General features: G+C 73.2%; 18 protein-coding genes. 17 read left to right on the top strand and 1 reads right to left on the bottom strand.

Annotation, left to right across the window (positions count from 1 at the left end; translation table 11 throughout):
• Positions 1–323: 323 nt before the first annotated feature.
• The 9 genes from kdpF (at position 324) to WA788_RS21805 (ending at position 10,143) form a co-directional block, all read left to right on the top strand.
• Positions 324–416 carry a K(+)-transporting ATPase subunit F gene (kdpF, locus tag WA788_RS21765; RefSeq protein ID WP_335979832.1) on the top strand — a complete coding sequence of 31 codons (93 nt, stop codon included), beginning with the start codon at positions 324–326 and terminating at the stop codon, positions 414–416.
• Positions 413–2,077, top strand: a complete 1,665-nt coding sequence (gene kdpA, locus WA788_RS21770; RefSeq protein WP_335979835.1) for a potassium-transporting ATPase subunit KdpA — start codon at positions 413–415, stop codon at positions 2,075–2,077. The genes kdpF and kdpA overlap by 4 nt, the downstream gene beginning before the upstream one ends.
• Complete coding sequence (gene kdpB / locus WA788_RS21775) at positions 2,077–4,233, top strand: potassium-transporting ATPase subunit KdpB (protein ID WP_435174120.1); 2,157 nt, start codon at positions 2,077–2,079, stop codon at positions 4,231–4,233. Before kdpA ends, kdpB begins: the two co-directional genes overlap by 1 nt.
• A 33-nt stretch (positions 4,234–4,266) precedes the next feature.
• Positions 4,267–4,881: a potassium-transporting ATPase subunit KdpC gene (gene kdpC, locus WA788_RS21780; RefSeq protein WP_335979837.1), complete on the top strand. Its 615-nt coding sequence runs from the start codon at positions 4,267–4,269 to the stop codon at positions 4,879–4,881.
• A gap of 2 nt (positions 4,882–4,883) precedes the next feature.
• Positions 4,884–5,567, top strand: a complete 684-nt coding sequence (locus tag WA788_RS21785; protein WP_335979838.1) for a response regulator transcription factor — start codon at positions 4,884–4,886, stop codon at positions 5,565–5,567.
• Positions 5,568–5,820: 253 nt separating this feature from the next.
• Entirely contained in the window at positions 5,821–6,669 is an 849-nt protein-coding gene (gene modA, locus WA788_RS21790) for a molybdate ABC transporter substrate-binding protein (RefSeq protein WP_335979869.1), read from the top strand.
• Positions 6,666–7,523, top strand: a complete 858-nt coding sequence (locus WA788_RS21795) for an ABC transporter permease (protein ID WP_335979839.1) — start codon at positions 6,666–6,668, stop codon at positions 7,521–7,523. The genes modA and WA788_RS21795 overlap by 4 nt, the downstream gene beginning before the upstream one ends.
• Positions 7,520–8,590, top strand: a complete 1,071-nt coding sequence (locus WA788_RS21800; RefSeq protein ID WP_335979840.1) for an ABC transporter ATP-binding protein — start codon at positions 7,520–7,522, stop codon at positions 8,588–8,590. The genes WA788_RS21795 and WA788_RS21800 overlap by 4 nt, the downstream gene beginning before the upstream one ends.
• Before the next feature lie 248 nt (positions 8,591–8,838).
• On the top strand, positions 8,839–10,143 hold the full coding sequence (locus WA788_RS21805) for an alginate lyase family protein (protein ID WP_335979841.1): 1,305 nt from the start codon (positions 8,839–8,841) through the stop codon (positions 10,141–10,143).
• A 66-nt stretch (positions 10,144–10,209) separates the two neighbouring features.
• On the opposite strand, the gene WA788_RS21810 is transcribed toward WA788_RS21805, so the two are convergent.
• A complete protein-coding gene (locus tag WA788_RS21810) occupies positions 10,210–11,493 on the bottom strand; it encodes a YihY/virulence factor BrkB family protein (RefSeq protein WP_443034077.1) in 1,284 nt (427 codons plus the stop codon).
• An 18-nt stretch (positions 11,494–11,511) separates the two neighbouring features.
• Here WA788_RS21810 and WA788_RS21815 point away from each other — a divergent pair, with 18 nt between their 5' ends.
• The 8 genes from WA788_RS21815 to WA788_RS21850 form a co-directional block, all read left to right on the top strand.
• Positions 11,512–13,161: an acyl-CoA dehydrogenase family protein gene (locus WA788_RS21815; protein WP_335979845.1), complete on the top strand. Its 1,650-nt coding sequence runs from the start codon at positions 11,512–11,514 to the stop codon at positions 13,159–13,161.
• Between the two features lie 262 nt (positions 13,162–13,423).
• On the top strand, positions 13,424–14,704 hold the full coding sequence (locus tag WA788_RS21820) for a GAF domain-containing protein (RefSeq protein WP_335979847.1): 1,281 nt from the start codon (positions 13,424–13,426) through the stop codon (positions 14,702–14,704).
• 174 nt (positions 14,705–14,878) lie between these two features.
• Positions 14,879–14,962 (top strand): putative leader peptide, encoded by an 84-nt coding sequence (locus tag WA788_RS21825; RefSeq protein WP_328917755.1) that lies wholly within the window; start codon positions 14,879–14,881, stop codon positions 14,960–14,962.
• 188 nt (positions 14,963–15,150) lie between these two features.
• Positions 15,151–16,875 (top strand): nitrite/sulfite reductase, encoded by a 1,725-nt coding sequence (locus tag WA788_RS21830; protein WP_335979848.1) that lies wholly within the window; start codon positions 15,151–15,153, stop codon positions 16,873–16,875.
• Positions 16,872–17,063 carry a hypothetical protein gene (locus WA788_RS21835; RefSeq protein WP_335979849.1) on the top strand — a complete coding sequence of 64 codons (192 nt, stop codon included), beginning with the start codon at positions 16,872–16,874 and terminating at the stop codon, positions 17,061–17,063. The genes WA788_RS21830 and WA788_RS21835 overlap by 4 nt, the downstream gene beginning before the upstream one ends.
• A complete protein-coding gene (locus WA788_RS21840; protein WP_335979851.1) occupies positions 17,060–17,767 on the top strand; it encodes a phosphoadenylyl-sulfate reductase in 708 nt (235 codons plus the stop codon). Before WA788_RS21835 ends, WA788_RS21840 begins: the two co-directional genes overlap by 4 nt.
• 110 nt (positions 17,768–17,877) lie before the next feature.
• Positions 17,878–18,429, top strand: a complete 552-nt coding sequence (gene cysC, locus WA788_RS21845) for an adenylyl-sulfate kinase (protein WP_335979853.1) — start codon at positions 17,878–17,880, stop codon at positions 18,427–18,429.
• A 4-nt stretch (positions 18,430–18,433) separates the two neighbouring features.
• Positions 18,434–18,834, top strand: a 401-nt coding sequence (locus tag WA788_RS21850; RefSeq protein ID WP_335979855.1) for a phosphoadenosine phosphosulfate reductase domain-containing protein, incomplete at its 3' end; no start/stop codon positions are given.

The following is an 18,834-nucleotide window of genomic DNA, read 5'->3' on the forward strand; positions in this document are numbered from 1 at the left end:
GCCTCCGCGGCCACGGCCCGTGCTCCCGGGTCCGCGCCAGGACCCGCGCCGGCTCCCGCGTCAGGACCCGCCCCGGGGCCCGCGTCAAGACACCGTCAAGGCCGCAGGTGAGCGCGTCAGGAAGGCGCTAACGGACGGCTCCGGGCGGCCCCGGACGGGCTTCAGTGGGAGCGCCCGCCGACCGGTCCACGGCCCGCGGGCGGTCCCGTCCCCTTCCGAACCACTGCACCGGGGTGCTCACGCATGCCAGACCTGTTGTTCCTTCTCCTCACCGTCGTGGTGTTCGCCGTCATCGGCCTGGTCGCCAAGGGGGTGGAACGGCTGTGAGCGCCGAGAACATCGTCGGCCTCGTCGTCGCCGTGGCCCTGGTCGGCTACCTGGTGGTGGCCCTGATCCGCCCGGAGAAGTTCTCGTGAACGACACCCTCGCCGGCTGGTTGCAGATCCTCGCGCTGCTGGCCGTGCTCGCCCTGTCCTACCGGCCGCTGGGCGACTACCTGGCCCATGTGCTGACCTCCCCCCGCCACCTGCGGGTGGAGCGGCTGCTCTACCGCGTCGGCGGCGTCGACGGCGACGCCGACCAGCGCTGGCCGGTCTACCTGCGCAGCGTGCTGGCGTTCTCCGCGGTCTCCGTGCTGTTCCTGTACGGGCTGCAACGGCTCCAGAACCACCTGCTGCTGGCCATCGGCATGAAGGCGGTGGCGCCGGGCGTGGCCTTCAACACCGCGGCGTCGTTCGTCACCAACACCAACTGGCAGTCGTACTCGGGTGAGACCACCATGGGCCACCTGGTGCAGATGGCCGGGCTGGCGGTGCAGAACTTCGTGTCGGCCGCGGTCGGCATCGCGGTGGTCGCCGCCCTGATCCGCGGCTTCACCCGCAAGCGCACCGACCGGGTCGGCAACTTCTGGGTGGACCTGACCCGGATCGTGCTGCGGGTGCTGCTGCCGATCGCCTTCGTCTTCGCGATCGTGCTGGTCGCGGGCGGCGCGGTGCAGAACTTCCACGGCGTGCAGTCGCTCACCACCATCGCCGGCGACCACCAGAGCCTGACCGGCGGACCGGTCGCCTCGCAGGAGGTCATCAAGGAGCTGGGCACCAACGGCGGCGGCTTCTACAACGCCAACTCCGCCCACCCCTTCGAGAACCCCAACGCCTTCACCAACCTGGTGGAGATCTACCTGCTGCTGGTCATCGCGGTCAGCCTGCCGCGCACCTTCGGGAAGATGGTCGGCGACCGGCGCCAGGGCTACGCGATCCTCGCGGTGATGGCGCTGATCTGGGCCGCTTCGGTGGCGGTGATCACCGTCAACGAGCTGCACAGCGTGCACAGCGCGGCCGGGCACGCGGCCGGCGGCATGCTGGAGGGCAAGGAGCAGCGGATCGGCGTGTGGGGCTCGGCGCTGTTCGCCACGTCCACCACGCTCACCTCGACCGGCGCGGTCGACTCCTTCCACGACTCGTACTCGCCGCTCGGCGGCGGCATGACGATCTTCAACATGATGCTGGGCGAGATCGCGCCCGGCGGCACCGGCTCGGGCCTGTACGGGATGCTGATCCTCGCGGTGATCGCGGTGTTCGTGGCCGGGCTGATGGTCGGGCGCACCCCGGAGTACCTGGGCAAGAAGCTCGGCGGCCGGGAGATCAAGTTCGCCTCGCTCTACATCCTCACCACCCCCGCGATCGTGCTGGTCGGCGCGGGCCTGGCGATGGCGCTGCCCGGCGAGCGGGCCGGGATGCTCAACTCCGGCGCGCACGGCTTCTCCGAGGTGCTGTACGCCTTCACGTCGGCGGCGAACAACAACGGCTCGGCGTTCGCGGGGCTGTCGGTCAACACCAACTGGTACAACACCGCGCTCGGCCTGGCGATGCTCGCCGGCCGGTTCCTGCCGATGGTGTTCGTGCTCGCGCTGGCCGGCTCGCTCGGCCGCCAGCAGCCGGTGCCCGCGACCGCGGGCACCCTGCCCACCCACCGGCCGCAGTTCGTCGGCCTGCTCACCGCGGTGATCGTCATCGTGGTCGGGCTCACCTACTTCCCGGCGCTCGCGCTGGGACCGCTCGCGGAAGGTCTGCACTGATGTCGTCTCTGACCACTTCGAAACCCCCCGCGGCGCCGGGTGCGGCGCCGCAGCCCGCCGCGGGCGGCCGGGTCGGCGGCGGCATGCTCGACCCGAAACAGCTGCTGGCGTCGCTGCCGGACGCGTGCCGCAAGCTCGACCCCCGGGTGATGGTGCGGAACCCGGTGATGTTCGTGGTCGAGGTCGGCTCGGTGCTCACCACGCTGGAGGCGGTGAAGGACCCGAGCGTCTTCGCCTGGGTGATCACCGTGTGGCTGTGGCTGACCGTGGTCTTCGCCAACCTCTCCGAGGCGGTGGCCGAGGGGCGCGGCAAGGCGCAGGCCGAGTCGCTGCGCCGGACCCGGACCGCCACCACCGCGCGGCGGCTGTCCGGCTGGCAGCCGGGCGGCTCCTCCTCGGAACCGGCCGGCACCGAGGAGGAGGTGCCGGCGTCCTCGCTGTGCGTGGGCGACCACGTCGTGGTGGCGGCCGGGCAGACCATCCCCGGGGACGGCGATGTCGTCGAAGGCGTCGCGTCCGTCGACGAGTCGGCGATCACCGGCGAGTCCGCGCCGGTGATCCGCGAGTCCGGCGGCGACCGCTGCGCGGTGACCGGCGGCACCTCGGTGCTGTCGGACCGGATCGTCGTGAGGATCACCTCCAAGCCCGGGGAGACCTTCATCGACCGGATGATCGCGCTGGTGGAGGGCGCGGCGCGGCAGCGCACGCCGAACGAGATCGCGCTGAACATCCTGCTGGCGTCGCTGACCATCGTCTTCCTGCTGGCCGTGGTGACCCTCCAGCCGTTCGCGGTCTACGCGGGCGCCGAGCAGTCCCTGGTGATCCTGGTGTCGCTGGTGGTGGCGCTCATCCCGACCACGATCGGGGCGCTGCTGTCGGCGATCGGTATCGCGGGCATGGACCGGCTGGTGCAGCGCAACGTGCTGGCGATGTCCGGGCGGGCGGTCGAGGCGGCGGGCGATGTGACCACGCTGCTGCTGGACAAGACCGGCACCATCACGCTGGGCAACCGGCAGGCCGCCGACTTCCTGCCCGCGCCGGGGGTCAGCGCGCAGCAGCTGGCGGACGCCGCGCAGTTGGCGTCGCTGGCCGACGAGACACCCGAGGGCCGCTCGGTGGTGGTGCTCGCCAAGGAGCGGTACGGGCTGCGCGGCCGCGGCGAGGGCGAGTTGGCGGGGGCGGAGTTCGTGCCGTTCACCGCGCAGACCCGGATGAGCGGGGTGGACCTCGGCGAGGAGGGCGCCGAACGCGCGCTGCGCAAGGGCGCGGCGGCCGCGGTGACGCAGTGGATACGCGACAACGGCGGCTCTCCCGCCGAGGAGGTCGGCCCGATGGTCGACGCGATCGCCGGCAGCGGCGGCACCCCGCTGGTCGTCGGCGAGGTGGTGCGGCGGCGCGACGGCGCGGCCACCGCCTCGGTCCTCGGGGTCATCCACCTCAAGGACGTGGTCAAGGAGGGCATGCGGGAGCGGTTCGACGAGCTGCGCCGGATGGGCATCCGCACGGTGATGATCACCGGCGACAACCCGCTGACGGCCAAGGCCATCGCCGACGAGGCGGGGGTCGACGACTTCCTCGCCGAGGCCACGCCCGAGGACAAGCTCGCGCTGATCAAACGGGAGCAGGCCGGCGGCAAGCTCGTCGCCATGACCGGCGACGGCACCAACGACGCCCCCGCCCTCGCCCAGGCCGACGTCGGCGTCGCCATGAACACCGGCACCTCCGCCGCCAAGGAGGCGGGGAACATGGTGGACCTGGACTCCAATCCGACCAAGCTCATCGAGATCGTCGAGATCGGCAAGCAGCTCCTGATCACCCGCGGCGCGCTGACCACCTTCTCCATCGCCAACGACGTCGCCAAGTACTTCGCGATCATCCCCGCGATGTTCGCCGGGGTCTACCCGGGGCTGCGCCACCTGAACGTGATGGGCCTGCACAGCCCGAGCTCCGCGATCACCTCGGCGATCGTCTTCAACGCGCTGATCATCGTGGCCCTGATCCCGCTGGCCCTGCGCGGGGTGCGCTACAAGCCGTCGTCGGCCGCGGCGCTGCTCAGCCGCAACATCTGGGTCTACGGCCTGGGCGGCCTGGTGCTGCCCTTCGCCGGGATCAAACTCATCGACCTCGTCGTGCAGTTCATCCCCGGGCTGCGCTGAGCGCGCCCGGCTGCGAAGAGTAAGGAAGCCCCCATGCGTATCGTGCGCAACCACCTGGCGGCCCTGCGGATGCTGCTGGTCTTCACCGTGCTGTGCGGGTTGGCGTATCCGCTGCTGGTCACCGGGGTCGCCCAGGCGGCGTTCCCGGCGAAGGCCAACGGCTCGCGGGTGGAGCTGGACGGCAAGGCCGTCGGCTCCAGCCTGATCGGGCAGAACTTCGACCTGCCCAAGAAGAACCCGAACGACCCCGACGAGGTGGCCAAGCCCGACCCGAAGTACTTCCAGCCGCGCCCCTCGGCCGGGTCGTACGACCCGCTGGCGTCCGGCGCGTCCAACCTCGGCCCGAACGACCCGGACCTGGTGAAGACGATCAAGGAGCGCCGCGCCGCGGTCGCCGCGTTCGACGGGGTGGACCCGGCGGACGTGCCGGCCGACGCGGTCACCGCGTCGGGCTCCGGGCTGGACGCCGACATCTCCCCGGCGTACGCGGCCGAGCAGGTCGACCGGGTCGCGAAGGCCCGCCACCTGAGCACCGCCGTGGTGCGGCAGCTGGTGGCGGAGCACACCCACGGCCGGCCGCTGGGCTTCCTGGGCGCGCCCTACGTCGACGTGGTCACCCTCGACCTGGCGCTCGCGAAGCTGGGTTGAGCGTGACGCGCATCCTCGTCGTGGACGACGAGCCGCAGATCGTCCGGGCCCTGGTGATCAACCTGCGGGCGCGCCGCTACGAGGTGGACGCCGCCCACGACGGCGCGACCGCGCTGCGGATGGCCGCGGACCGGCACCCGGACGTGGTGCTGCTCGACCTCGGGCTGCCCGACATGGACGGCACCGACGTCATCGCCGGGATCAGGGGCTGGAGCCGGGTGCCGATCATCGTGCTGTCGGCCCGGCACAGCTCCGACGAGAAGGTGGAGGCGCTGGACGCGGGCGCGGACGACTACGTCACCAAGCCGTTCGCGATGGACGAGCTGCTCGCCCGGCTGCGGGCGGCCGAGCGGCGCCGCTCCGGCCGGGAGCCGGAGCCGGCCGCCGCCCGGCTGGAGACCGCCGCCTTCACCGTGGACCTCGCGGCGAAGAAGGCGACCCGGCACGGTGCGGACGTCCGGCTGACCCCCACCGAGTGGCACCTGCTGGAGGCGCTGGTCCGCACCCCGGGCCGGCTGGTCAGCCAGCAGCAGCTGCTGCGCGACGTGTGGGGGCCGTCGTACCGGACGGAGACGAACTACCTGCGGGTGTACATGGCGCAGTTGCGGCGGAAGCTGGAGGACGATCCGACCCGGCCGCGGCACTTCGTCACCGAGCCGGGGATGGGGTACCGGTTCGAGCCGTGAGCGCCGGTCGAGCCGCGGGCCGGTGCCGGTCCGAGCCGTGGGCCGGTTGCCGTTGGCCGTTACGGCCGTCTGTCCCCGGCGGCGCCCGGTGCGGTGGTCGTCTGATCGCACAAGCGAGGGCAGGTCCGGTGATCGTTTGGATTATGCGATGCTACGGCGGACTTTCCCCTGGCAGCTGCGGAACTATCATCGTGCCCATGACCGCGACCGGCGGCTCGGCGGAGAGGGAGAGTTTCCTGTGACCACCCCACGTATGCGGTTCGCCCGGACCACCCGTCGCGCGCGCTCGCGCGGCCTGTGCGCGGCGGCCGGCGGCGCCGCGCTGCTGCTGGCCCTGGGCGCCTGCTCGTCGTCCTCCTCGAAGTCCTCGGACTCCTCGAAGCCGTCGGGCTCGTCGTCCGCGTCGGCGTCCGGGCCGCAGCAGGTCTCGGGCACCGTGGTGGTCTTCGCGGCCGCGTCGCTGAAGGAGTCCTTCACCGCGCTCGGCAAGGACTTCCAGCAGGCGTACCCCGGCACGAAGGTGGTCTTCAGCTTCGGCGGCAGCGACCAGCTCGCCGCGAGCATCACCGGCGGCGCCCCCGCCGACGTCTTCGCGGCGGCCAGCCCGGCCACCATGAAGACCGTCACCGACAAGGGCGACGCGTCCGCCACCCCCACCGACTTCGTGCGCAACCAGCTGGAGATCGCCACCCTCCCGGGCAACCCGAAGAAGATCGCCAGCCTCAAGGACCTGACCGGGTCGGGCCTTTCGGTGGTGCTGTGCGCCAAGACGGTGCCGTGCGGCGCCGCCGCGCAGAAGGCGCTGACCGCCAGCGGCCTCAAGCTCACCCCCAAGTCGTACGAGCAGGACGTGAAGTCCGCGCTGACGAAGGTGGAGCTGAAGGAGGCGGACGCGGCGGTGGTCTACCAGACCGACGTCAAGAGCGCGGGCGGCAAGGTGCAGGGGGTGACCTTCCCCGAGTCGGCCAAGGCGATCAACGAGTACCCGATCGCGCCGCTGAAGGCCGCGCCGAACCCGAGCGGCGCGGCGGCGTTCATCGCCCTGGTGAAGTCCGCCGAGGGCCGCAAGGTGCTGGGCGAGGCGGGCTTCCTCAACCCGTGAGGCCCGCACCGAAGAACGCCGGGGCGGGGGCGGCGCAGCCGCCGGTACGGCCGCGGCGGCAGCGGGGCGGGGGCGCCGTCCCGCTGCCGCTGCTGCTGCCCGCCGTGGTCGGCCTGGCGTTCCTGCTGGTGCCGCTGCTGGCCCTGCTGGTGCGGGCGCCCTGGCGGAACATGCCCGGCCTGCTGACCGGTTCCGCGGTGTGGCAGGCGCTGCGGCTGTCGCTGGAGACGGCGACGGCGGCGACCGCGGTGGCCATGGTGCTCGGGGTGCCGCTGGCCTGGCTGCTGGCCCGCACCCGCTTCCCCGGCCGCCGGCTCGTACGGGCCCTGGTGACGCTGCCGCTGGTGCTGCCGCCGGTGGTCGGCGGGGTGGCGCTGCTGCTGGCGCTGGGCCGCAACGGCATCGTCGGGAAGTGGCTGGACACGTGGTTCGGCGTCACCCTGCCCTTCACCACGGCCGGGGTGGTGGTCGCCGAGGCGTTCGTGGCGATGCCGTTCCTCGTGATCAGCGTGGAGGGCACCCTGCGGGCCGCCGACAGCCGGTACGAGGAGGCCGCCGCGACGCTGGGCGCCTCCCGCTTCACCGCCTTCCGCCGGGTGACGCTGCCGATGATCGCGCCCGGGGTGGCGGCCGGCGCGGTCCTGGCCTGGGCGCGTGCGCTCGGCGAGTTCGGGGCCACGATCACCTTCGCGGGCAGCTTCCCCGGCCGCACCCAGACGATGCCGCTGTCGGTGTACCTCGCGCTCCAGGACGACCCGGACGCGGCCGTCGCGCTGAGCCTGGTGCTGCTCGCGGTGTCCGTCGCGGTGCTGGCCGGGCTGCGCGACCGCTGGACGGGGGCGGGCACCGGATGAGCGCCGGCGGGCTCGACGCCCATCTGGTGGTGGACCGCGGGGACTTCCGGCTCGACGTGCGCCTGGCCGCGGAACCCGGCGAGGTGGTGGCGCTGCTCGGGCCGAACGGCGCGGGCAAGACCACCTCGCTGCGCGCACTGGCCGGGCTGACCGCGCTGACCGGCGGCCATCTGCGGCTGGACGGGCGGGAGTTGGAGCGCCCGGTGGAGCGGGTGCGCATCGCGCCGGAGCACCGCCCGGTCGGCGTGGTCTTCCAGGACTACCTGCTCTTCCCGCACCTGAGCGCCCTGGACAACGTGGCGTTCGGGCCGCGCTGCCACGGCGCCTCCCGCGCCGAGGCCCGGGCGCTGGCCGCCGGCCTGCTGGACCGGATGGGCCTGGCCGGGCACGCGCACGCCAAGCCGCGCCGGCTGTCCGGCGGCCAGGCGCAGCGGGTCGCGCTCGCCCGGGCGCTGGCCACCGCGCCCCGGCTGCTGCTGCTCGACGAGCCGCTGGCGGCCCTCGACGCCGGTGCCCGGCTGGACGTACGCGCCGAACTGCGCCGCCATCTGGCCGCGTTCGAGGCGGTGGCAGTGCTGGTCACGCACGACCCGCTGGACGCGATGGTGCTCGCCGACCGGCTGGCGGTGGTCGAGCACGGCGGCATCGTGCAGGAGGGCGCCCCCGCGGAGATCGCCCGCCACCCGCGCACCGACTACATCGCCCGCCTGGTCGGGCTCAACCTCTTCCGGGGCGAGGCCGACGGCGCCCGCGTCCGGATCAGCCCGCACCTGGCGCTCACCGGCACCGCCGCACTGACCGGCCCGGCGTTCGCGGCGTTCCCGCCCGGCGCCGTCACCCTCCACCGCGACCGCCCCGACCCGGCCACCCCCAACGCCTGGACCGTCCGCGTCACCGGCATGGAGTCCCACGGCGCCCGGTTCCGCATCACCCTCACCACCACCCCGGACGGCCTCCCCCTCACCGCCGACCTCCCCCCACCCGCGGTCGCCGACCTCTCCCCCGGCGAGGGCACCGCCCTGTGGGCCACCATCCCCCCGTCCGACACCCACACCTACCCCTCCTGACCTCGCACGCCACCGCGCCGTCCCCCGCACAGGGCGGCCCCGCCGGCCAGGTAGACGTGTCCGGCCCGGTGGGCGATGCCCTCGGAAGGAGGCAATTCGGGTGCGGGTTCAGGTCATTGACCTTTGTTCAGCCCCTTGACTGGGGCGGTGGAGGGCGCGATCCTCGCGTACCACGGAAAGGAAAGTTTCCTTACACTGCCCGGCCGCACCTCACCTCCCGCCCCACCGCGGAGCAAGGAGCCCCCACCATGCGCAGATTCCCCCACCGCACCCACGGCGCCCGGAGCACCCGGAGCACCGGCAGCCCCCGGCGGAAACGCTTCCGCCGGGCCACCGGGCTGGCCGCCGCGGCCGCCGCCCTCGGCACCGCGCTCACCGCACTGCCCGGGACCGCCACCGCCACTGCCGCCCCGGCCCCGGCAGCCGCCCCCGCCGTGGCCGCCGCGCCCACCACCTTCACGCACCCGGGCGTCCTGGTCAGCCTGCCCCAACTCGCCTACGTCAAGGAGCAGGTGCAGGCGAACGCGGAGCCGTGGAAGGACGCGTACAACCAGATGATCGGCAGTTCGTACGCCTCCCTGTCCCGCACCCCCAAACCGCGCGCCGACGTGGAGTGCGGGTCGTACTCCAACCCGGACAACGGCTGCACGGACGAGCGGCAGGACGCGATCGCCGCGTACACCGACGCGCTGGCCTGGTACATCACCGGCAACAGCGCCTACGCGCAGAAGGCGATCGAGCTGATGAACGCCTGGTCGTCGACGATCACCGAGCACACCAACAGCAACGCGCCCCTCCAGACCGGGTGGGCCGGCTCGGTGTGGCCGCGCGCCGCGGAGATCATCCGCTACACGTACGACGGCTGGTCGCCGGCGGACATCGCGCGGTTCTCCGACATGCTGCGCGACGTCTACCTGCCCGAGGTGATCAACGGCTCCAACAGCAACGGCAACTGGGAGCTGGTGATGATGGAGGCCGCGGTCGGCATCTCCGTCTTCCTCGACGACTCCGCGGACTACGACAAGGCGATCACCCGCTACCTCAACCGCGTCGCCGCCTACGTCTACCTGTCCACGGACGGCTCGCTGCCCAAGACGGTGCCCGGCAGCGGGCTGGACACCTCCGCGAAGATCATCAGCTACTGGCAGGGGCAGTCCACGTTCGTCACCGGGCTGACCCAGGAGACCTGCCGCGACTTCACCCACACCGGGTACGGCATCGCGTCGATCTCCGACGTCGCCGAGACCGCCGCGATCCAGGGTCAGGACCTCTACCCGCAGGTCGGTGAGCGGCTGCGGCAGGCGCTCGGCTTCCAGTCGAAGTACGAGCTGGGGACGGCCCCGCCGTCCTGGCTGTGCGGCGGGCAGCTCAACCTCGGGCTCGGGCCGGTGACGGAGGTCGGGTTCAACGCGCTGCACAACCGGATGGGCATCGCGATGACCAACACCCAGGCGCTGACGGAGTCGCAGCGCCCGGCGGGCACCAACGCGCTGTTCGTGGCATGGGAGACGCTCACCAACGCGGACAACCCGGATGTGATCCCCACGAGCTGACGGCCTCCCCGCCGTCACATGACGCACGGCCCGCCCCGCCACCCGCGGGGCGGGCCGCGGCGAGCCCTAGCCGTGCGAGCGGTCGTCCGGGAAGTGCGGGGTATGCGGGGCGCGCGGGGGCAGGGGCGGCATCCGGGGCGGCGGGGGCACCGGGGGCGCCTGGCCCGGGTAGTCCGGCAGGTCGGGCGCCGGGGGGCGGCGGCGCGGGGAGCTGCCCGGGCGGGCGGACCGCAGCCGCGCCCTGATGTCGAGGTGCGGGTGGAAGTCGGCCCAGCGCTCCGGGTACTCCGCCGGCGGCAACTGCGCCTCCCGCTCCTCCTCTTCCCCGGTGCTGGGCGCCGCGTGCCGGGCCCGGCGGGCGGCGACCGCGCGGGCCACCACCGCGGCGGCGGCCGCCTCCCGCAGCCGGTCGTTCTCCTCGCGGGCCAGGGACGTGGCGACCGACGGCCACACCCGGTCCACGGCGGCGTTGACGGCCGCGCCCACCAGCACGGCGAACGCGGACACCCCTATCCACAGCAGCACCGCGACCGGCGCGGCCAGCGACCCGTAGATCGTGTGCCCCTCGACGGCGTGGGTGAGGTAGATCCGCAGCACGAAGCTGCCGACCACCCACATCAGCAGCGCCACCAGCGCCCCGGGCACGTCCTCGTACCAGGGCGAGCGGACCGGCACCGAGACGTGGTACAGCGTGGTGAGGAAGGCGATCACGGCGAACAGCGCGGCCGGCCAGTACAGGATGTGCTCGGTGGCGCTGCCGCCGGGCAGGTAGCGGGTGAGCGTGCCGGGGCCGACCACCACCAGCGGCAGCACCGCGGCGCCGACCAGCAGCGCGGCCACGTACAGCAGCAGCGACATCAGGCGGGTGCGGACGATGCCGCGGCGGCCCTCCAGGCCGTACATGATGGTGATGGTGTCGACGAAGACGTTGACCGCGCGGGAGCCGGACCACAGGGCGATCAGGAAGCCGATGGAGATCAGGTCCGGGCGGCGGCCGTGGAAGACGTCGTCCACCAGCGGCTTGACCAGTTGGTTGACGCCCTTGTCGGACAGCACCGTGGCGGACGCCTTGAGGATGTTGTGCCGGATGTGGTCGATGGTGTCCAGGCCTACCACGGTGTCCACGTAACCGAGCGCGCCGACCAGCCCGAGCAGCAGCGGCGGCAGCGACAGCAGCACGAAGAAGGCCGCCTCGGCGGCCAGCCCGGTGACGCGGTACTCCATGCAGGAGTCCACCGTGTCCTTGAGCAGCAGCCAGGCCATCCGGCGTTTGGAGACATTCCGGTACAGCGCGCGGGCCCTGCGCCACCGGCCCGGTCTCCGGTGGCTTCTTTCGTCTGCTGCTTGCACGCCCTTACGTTAGCTGGCATGACTGCCCCCACTCACACGGTCACGAACCAGGCGCCGCCCCTGGTCGGCCATGACGTGTACAGAACGGACCGCGCGCTCGCCGAAGGCGTGGCGCGGCACGCGGCCCCGGAGCGGCTGGCGGAGATCGACGGCGAGCTCAGCGACCTCGGCCGGGCCGCGGGCTCGGCGCAGGCGCAGCGCTGGGGCGAGGAGGCGAACACCTACTCCCCCGTGCTGCGTACCCACGACCGGTACGGCAACCGGATCGACGAGGTCGACTTCCACCCGTCCTGGCACCGGCTGCTGGGCCACGCGGTCACCTCGGGCCTGACCGACGCCTGGTCGCGGCCGGACGGGCACCTGCGGCGCGCGGCGGGCTTCATGGTGTGGACGCAGGCCGAGGCCGGGCACGGCTGCCCGGTGTCGATGACCCATGCCGCGGTGCCCGCGCTGCGCGCCGACCCGCGGCTGGCCGCCGAGTGGGAGCCGCGGCTGGGCGCGCACGTCTACGACCCGCGGCTGGTCGCGCCGGGGCAGAAGCCGGGCGCGCTGTTCGGGATGGGCATGACCGAGAAGCAGGGCGGCTCGGACGTCCGCGCGAACACCACCACCGCGCGGCCGCTGGCGGAGGACGGCACCTATGCGCTCACCGGCCACAAGTGGTTCTGCTCGGCGCCGATGTCGGACGGCTTCCTGGTGCTGGCGCAGGTGCCGGCCGACGGCGGGCAGCGGCTGACCTGCTTCCTGGTGCCGCGGGTGCTCGCCGACGGCAGCCGCAACGCCTTCGCGATCCAGCGGCTGAAGGACAAGCTCGGCAACCGCTCCAACGCCTCCTCGGAGGTGGAGTTCGCCGGCACCTGGGCGCGCCGGGTCGGCGAGGAGGGCCGCGGGGTCGCCACGATCATCGAGATGGTGGCCGCCACCCGGCTGGACTGCGCGCTGGGTTCGGCCGCGCTGATGCGGCAGGCGGTCGCGCAGGCCGTGCACCACGCCGCGTACCGCAGCGCGTTCGGCGGGCCGCTGATCGACAAGCCGCTGATGCGCAACGTCCTGGCCGACCTGGCGCTGGAGTCGGAGGCGGCGACCACCGCGGTGCTGCGGCTGGCGGCGGCCTACGACGCGGACACCCCGCGCGAGCGCGCCCTGCGGCGGCTGGCGGTCGCGGTGACGAAGTTCTGGGTGACCAAGCGGTGCCCGGCGGTGGCGGTGGAGGCGCTGGAGTGCCTGGGCGGGAACGGCTACGTGGAGGAGTCCGGCATGCCGCGGATCTTCCGGGAGTCGCCGCTTAACTCGGTGTGGGAGGGCTCCGGCAACGTGCAGGCGCTCGACGTGCTGCGGGTGCTGGGCCGTGAACCGCAGGCGGTGGACGCCTTCCTCGCCGAGGTCGGCCTCGCGCACGGCGCGGACCCCCGGCTGGACGCGGCGGTGAAGGACCTGCTCACCGACCTCGCGGACCTGGAGGGCGTCGAGACGCGCGCGCGGCGGGTGGTGGAGCGGATGGCGCTGGTCTTCCAGGGCTCGCTGCTGGTGCGGTTCGCGCCCGCGCCGGTCGCCGACGCGTTCTGCGCGTCGCGGCTGGGCCGGGACTGGGGCGCCACCTTCGGCACGCTGTCCGCTTCGGCGGACCTGGCCGCGCTGGTGGAGCGGGCCCGGCCGGTCGCGGTCTGAGCCGGCCGCCGTACAAAGGGGGGCGGAGGTGGCGCCGCGCCGACTCGGCACCACCTCCGGTAACGCGACCCGTACGCGACGGGCCGCCACCGACCGCGAGTTGCAGATGTGCGAGGTCGGTGACGTGCCGTCACTGTCCGTCAAAGTCGCGTACGCTCGCAAGGGTTGCAGCACGTTGCACGTGGTCCGGCCGGTCCGGCGGGCGCGAGGGCGTGGGCACACCGACCACCGATACTGGGCAACGGGGCTGAGCGGAGGCGAGATGGCACACCTTCGGATCGGTCCGGTGCGGCCGGTGGGCACCGGCGGCCGGCCTGCGGCACACCTGCCGGCGCCGGTCCGGGACGCCGCCTGGTCCGGCCGGGCGCCGCGTCCGGCCACCGGGCCGCGTACGGTGATCAGCGAGTCGTGGACGCGCGCGCAGCAGTTGGGCGTCGATCCGGACATGGGCGCGGCGCACCGCATCCTGAGCACCGACGAGGTCGAGCAGCGCCGGCACGCCACCCCGCTCGCGGAGATCATGCCGAGCCTGCGGGACGGCCTGGTCGCGGTCGCGGACGCGACCTGGCACATCATGGTCGTCACCGACGCCGAGGGCCGGGTGCTGTGGCGCGACGGCAGCCACGCGATCCGCCGCCGGGCGGACCGGGTGGGCTTCGCCGAGGGCGCCTCCTGGGCCGAGAACGCCGTGGGCACCAATGCGATCGGCACCGCGCTGGTGACCCGTACCCCGCTCCAGGTGCACTCGGCCGAGCACTTCGTCCGCACCCTGCACAGCTGGACGTGCGCCGCCGCGCCGCTGCACGACCCGCGGGACGGCCGGCTGCTGGGCGTGGTCGACGTCAGCGGCCCCGCGACCAGCCTCAACCCCGCGACGCTGGCGCTGGTGTCGGCGGTGGCCCGGGTCGCGGAGGGCGAGCTGCGGGCCCGGCACTGGGAGGCGGTGGGGCGGCTGCGGTCGGTGGCGGCGCCGCTGCTGACCCGGCTGTCCGGGCAGGCGCTGGTGGTCGACCGCAACGGCTGGGTCGCCGCGGTGACCGGGATGGCCTGCGCCGACCGGGTCGCGCTGCCCGCGCGGGTACGGGCCGGGCAGGTGTGGCTGCCGACGCTGGGCCTGTGCGAGCTGGACCCGCTGCCGGGCGGCTGGCTGGTGCGGGTCGGCGAGCGGGAGCGGCCGGCGGCGGCGCACCGCGTGGTGCTGGACCTGAGCGGGGCGCAGGGTGCCGAGGTGACGGTGCACGGCCCGGCCGGGCCGTGGTCGCAGCGGCTGAGCCCGCGCCACGCGGAGCTGCTGTTCGTGCTGGCGCTGTACCCGGGCGGGCGCAGCGCGACGCAGCTGGCGGCGGACCTGTTCGGCGACCCGAGCCGGGCAGTGACCGTACGGGCGGAGATGTCGCGGCTGCGGCGGACCCTGGCGGGGGTGCTGGCGCACCGGCCGTATCGTTTCGCCGACGGGGTCGGCGTGGAGGTGCTGCGGCCCGGGCGGCCGGCCGACCTGCTCCCGCATTCGCTCGCGCCGGCGGTTCTGGCGGAGCGGCGGTGACGGGACCCCCCGGGGCGGATGGTGCTGTCGGTTCCGGGACCACCTGCCGGTGGGGGGCTTGGCGCGCAGTTCCCCGCGCCCCTTAAAAACAAGCGTGACCGCTATTCGAGATGAAGTGGTCCACATGGTGGATAATGGTGGACTGTCCGAACATCTGCGTGCCACGCTTTCGACATGTCACGCACTGGAATCACCTTGGTAGGTCGGCCGCACGTCGACTTCTGCCGTGTGTCCAGCGCCATCTGTCCGGCGGGCTGAGCACCTGACGGCGCGCTGAGCGCCGACCCCCGCCGTCCCCGCCGTCGTGGATGCGTGAGAGCCGCCTGCCGTCTTCGGCGAGCCGTGATGCCCTGCGCCCGCGCAGGCACCCCCGGGTCGCTCCCGGCCGCATGCAGCCGCCTCGCGCCGTACCGACCCGTATACGCCTGCCCGAAGGACGCATCGCCATGGCCTCCAGCCCTGAGTCCCCCCAGCCCCCGGCCGGGAGCCCCGCTCCGAAGGCCGCGGCCGCCCGCCGCAGGACCGGGCGGCACCGCGGCGAAGGCCAGTGGGCGCTGGGCCACTTCACTCCGCTGAACGCCAATGAGCAGTCCAAGAAGGACGACGACGGCCTCAACGTGCGCACCCGGATCGAGACGATCTACGCGCACCGCGGCTTCGACTCGATCGACGGCGCCGACCTGCGCGGCCGGATGCGCTGGTGGGGGCTGTACACCCAGCGGCGGCCCGGGATCGACGGCGGCCGTACCGGCGCGCTGGAACCGGAGGAGCTGGAGGACAGCTACTTCATGATGCGGGTGCGGATCGACGGCGGCCGTCTGACCGCGGCCCAGCTGCGGGTGATCGGCGAGATCTCCCAGGAGTTCGCCCGCGGCACCGCCGACCTCACCGACCGGCAGAACATCCAGTACCACTGGATCAGGATCGAGGACGTGCCGGAGATCTGGCGGCGGCTGGAGGAGGTGGGCCTGTCCACCACCGAGGCGTGCGGCGACGTGCCCCGGGTGATCCTCGGCTCCCCCGTCGCGGGCATCGCCGAGGACGAGATCGTCGACGGCACCCCGGCGATCGAGGAGATCCACGCCCGCTACATCGGCAGCAAGGAGTTCTCCAACCTGCCGCGCAAGTTCAAGACCGCGATCTCCGGCTCCCCGCTGCTGGACGTGGTGCACGAGATCAACGACATCGCGTTCGTCGGGGTCGACCACCCCGAGCACGGCCCCGGCTTCGACCTGTGGGTCGGCGGCGGCCTGTCCACCAACCCCAAGCTGGGCGTGCGGCTGGGCGCGTGGGTGCCGCTGGGCGAGGTGCCCGAGGTGTGGGCCGGCGTGGTCGGCATCTTCCGCGACTACGGCTACCGGCGGCTGCGCTCGCGCGCCCGGCTGAAGTTCCTGCTCGCCGACTGGGGCGCGGAGAAGTTCCGCCAGGTGCTCCAGGACGAGTACCTGCGGCGCCCGCTGCTCGACGGGCCCGCGCCCGAGCAGCCGGCGCAGGTGTGGCGCGACCACATCGGCGTGCACCGGCAGAAGGACGGCCGCTACTACATCGGCTTCGCGCCGCGGGTCGGCCGGGTCGACGGCGCCGTCCTGACGAAGGTCGCCGAACTCGCCGCCGCGCACGGCTCGGACCGGCTGCGCACCACCGCCGACCAGAAGCTGATCGTGCTGGACGTCGAGGAGGACCGGGTCGCGTCGCTGTCCGCCGGGCTGGAGGCGCTCGACCTCCAGGTGCGGCCCTCGCCCTTCCGGCGCGGCACCATGGCGTGCACCGGCATCGAGTTCTGCAAGCTGGCGATCGTGGAGACCAAGGCCCGCGGCGCCTCGCTCATCGACGAACTGGAGCGGCGGCTGCCGGAGTTCGACGAGCCGATCGCCATCAACATCAACGGCTGCCCCAACTCCTGCGCCCGCATCCAGACCGCGGATATCGGCCTGAAGGGCCAGCTGATCACCGACTCCGACGGCAACCAGGTCGAGGGCTACCAGGTGCACCTGGGCGGCGGCCTCGGCCTCGACCCGGGCTTCGGCCGCAAGGTCCGCGGCCTGAAGGTCTCCGCCGACGACCTGCCCGACTACGTCGAGCGGGTGCTCGGCCGCTTCCAGGCCGGACGCGGCGACGGCGAGCGCTTCGCCCAGTGGGCGGCCAGAGCCACCGAGGAGGAACTGTCGTGACGGAGCGCGCCGCGCCCTTCTACTGCCCCTACTGCGGCGACGAGGACCTGCGTCCCTCGGAGCAGGGGCACGGCGCCTGGGAATGCCGCGCCTGCAACCGCGCATTCCAGCTGAAGTTCCTCGGCCTGCTCGCCGAGGGGTTCAAGGCTCCCTCACCGCACGGCTCTTCCGACGGAGGCGCACCGTGACCACCGCTCCGCACCGTACCGCGCAGGACCTCCAGCGGCTGGCCGAACAGGCCGGCCGCGACCTGGAGGAGGCGCCCGCACTCGACGTGCTGCGCTGGGCCGCCGACACGTTCGGCAGCCGCTTCTGCGTCACCTCCTCGATGGAGGACGCCGTCGTCGCGCACCTGGCCTCGCGGGCCATGCCCGGCGTGGACGTCGTCTTCCTCGACACCGGCTACCACTTCCCGGAGACCATCGGCACCCGGGACGCGGTGGACGCCGTGATGGACGTGAACGTGATCACGCTCACCCCGGTGCAGACCGTCGCCGAGCAGGACGCGCAGTACGGCGCGAAGCTGCACGACCGCGACCCTGACCTGTGCTGCGCGCTGCGCAAGGTCGCCCCGCTGGAGGCCGGGCTGCGCGACTACGACGCCTGGGCCACCGGGCTGCGCCGCGACGAGTCCCCGACCCGGGCCGGCACGCCCGTCGTCGGCTTCGACGCCAGGCGCGGCAAGGTGAAGATCGCTCCCATCGCCCGGTGGACACAGGAAGACGTGGAAACATACGTCGCCGAGCACGGGGTTCTCACGAATCCGCTGCTGATGGACGGCTATGCCTCGGTCGGCTGCGCCCCCTGCACCCGCCGGGTGCTCGAGGGCGAGGACGCCAGGTCGGGCCGGTGGGCCGGCCTCGGCAAGACCGAGTGCGGGATTCACCTGTGAGTCCGGCCGTCGAACCTGTGAATACACCCCGGAGTGCGGCTGCCCGCAGCGGCACGCAACCGACGACGAACCGACCGGCGGCGCACCCGCCGGGGAACCAGGAGGACCGGATGAGCGGCGGAGCCACCGTATGGCTCACCGGCCTGCCCAGCGCCGGCAAGACCACCATCGCCACCGCGCTGGCCGGCCGGCTGCGCGCGGAGGGCCGGCGGGTCGAGGTGCTGGACGGCGACGAGATCCGCGAGTTCCTCTCGGCCGGCCTCGGCTTCACCCGTGAGGACCGGCACACCAACGTGCAGCGGATCGGCTTCGTCGCCGAACTGCTGGCCGCGCACGGGGTGCTGGTGCTGGTCCCGGTGATCGCGCCGTACGCCGACAGCCGCGAGGCGGTCCGCAAGCGCCACGAGGCGCGCGGCACCGCCTACGTCGAGGTCCATGTGGCGACCCCGGTGGACGTCTGCTCGGTACGGGACGTCAAGGGGCTGTACGCCAAGCAGGCCGCGGGGCAGCTGACCGGCCTGACCGGGGTGGACGACCCGTACGAGGTGCCGCTCCGCCCGGACCTGCGGATCGAGACCGAGGGCAGCACCGTCGAGCAGTCGGCGGCGGCGGTGTACGCGTACCTCGGGGACAGTGGCCGCATCGCGAGCGAGAAGAGGTAGGGGCATGACGACGACCGTCGCGCAGAGCGGGGCCAGTGCCAGTCCGTACGCGCTCACGCACCTGGACGCGCTGGAGTCCGAGGCGGTGCACATCTTCCGCGAGGTCGCGGGCGAGTTCGAGCGGCCGGTGATCCTCTTCTCCGGCGGCAAGGACTCGATCGTGATGCTGCACCTGGCGCTCAAGGCGTTCGCGCCCGCCGCGGTGCCGTTCTCCCTGCTGCACGTCGACACCGGCCACAACTTCCCCGAGGTGCTCGCCCTGCGGGACCGCACGGTGGCCGAGCACTCGCTGCGGCTGCACGTGGCGAAGGTGCAGGACTACATCGACGACGGGCGGCTGCGCGAGCGCCCGGACCGCCTGCGCAACCCGCTCCAGACGGTGCCGCTGACCGACGCCATCCGCGA

It is taken from the genome of Streptomyces sp. CA2R106, assembly GCF_037034245.1.
GTDB lineage: Bacteria > Actinomycetota > Actinomycetes > Streptomycetales > Streptomycetaceae > Actinacidiphila.

Bases quoted from the DNA above. Each gene is read 5' to 3' on its own strand.
- kdpB (WP_435174120.1), top strand. From the start codon at position 2,077: ATGTCGTCTCTGACCACTTCGAAACCCCCCGCGGCGCCGGGTGCGGCG.
- kdpC (WP_335979837.1), top strand. From the start codon at position 4,267: ATGCGTATCGTGCGCAACCACCTGGCGGCCCTGCGGATGCTGCTGGTC.
- modA (WP_335979869.1), top strand. From the start codon at position 5,821: ATGCGGTTCGCCCGGACCACCCGTCGCGCGCGCTCGCGCGGCCTGTGC.
- WA788_RS21800 (WP_335979840.1), top strand. From the start codon at position 7,520: ATGAGCGCCGGCGGGCTCGACGCCCATCTGGTGGTGGACCGCGGGGAC.
- WA788_RS21805 (WP_335979841.1), top strand. From the start codon at position 8,839: ATGCGCAGATTCCCCCACCGCACCCACGGCGCCCGGAGCACCCGGAGC.
- WA788_RS21815 (WP_335979845.1), top strand. From the start codon at position 11,512: ATGACTGCCCCCACTCACACGGTCACGAACCAGGCGCCGCCCCTGGTC.
- WA788_RS21820 (WP_335979847.1), top strand. From the start codon at position 13,424: ATGGCACACCTTCGGATCGGTCCGGTGCGGCCGGTGGGCACCGGCGGC.
- WA788_RS21825 (WP_328917755.1), top strand. From the start codon at position 14,879: ATGTCACGCACTGGAATCACCTTGGTAGGTCGGCCGCACGTCGACTTC.
- WA788_RS21830 (WP_335979848.1), top strand. From the start codon at position 15,151: ATGGCCTCCAGCCCTGAGTCCCCCCAGCCCCCGGCCGGGAGCCCCGCT.
- cysC (WP_335979853.1), top strand. From the start codon at position 17,878: ATGAGCGGCGGAGCCACCGTATGGCTCACCGGCCTGCCCAGCGCCGGC.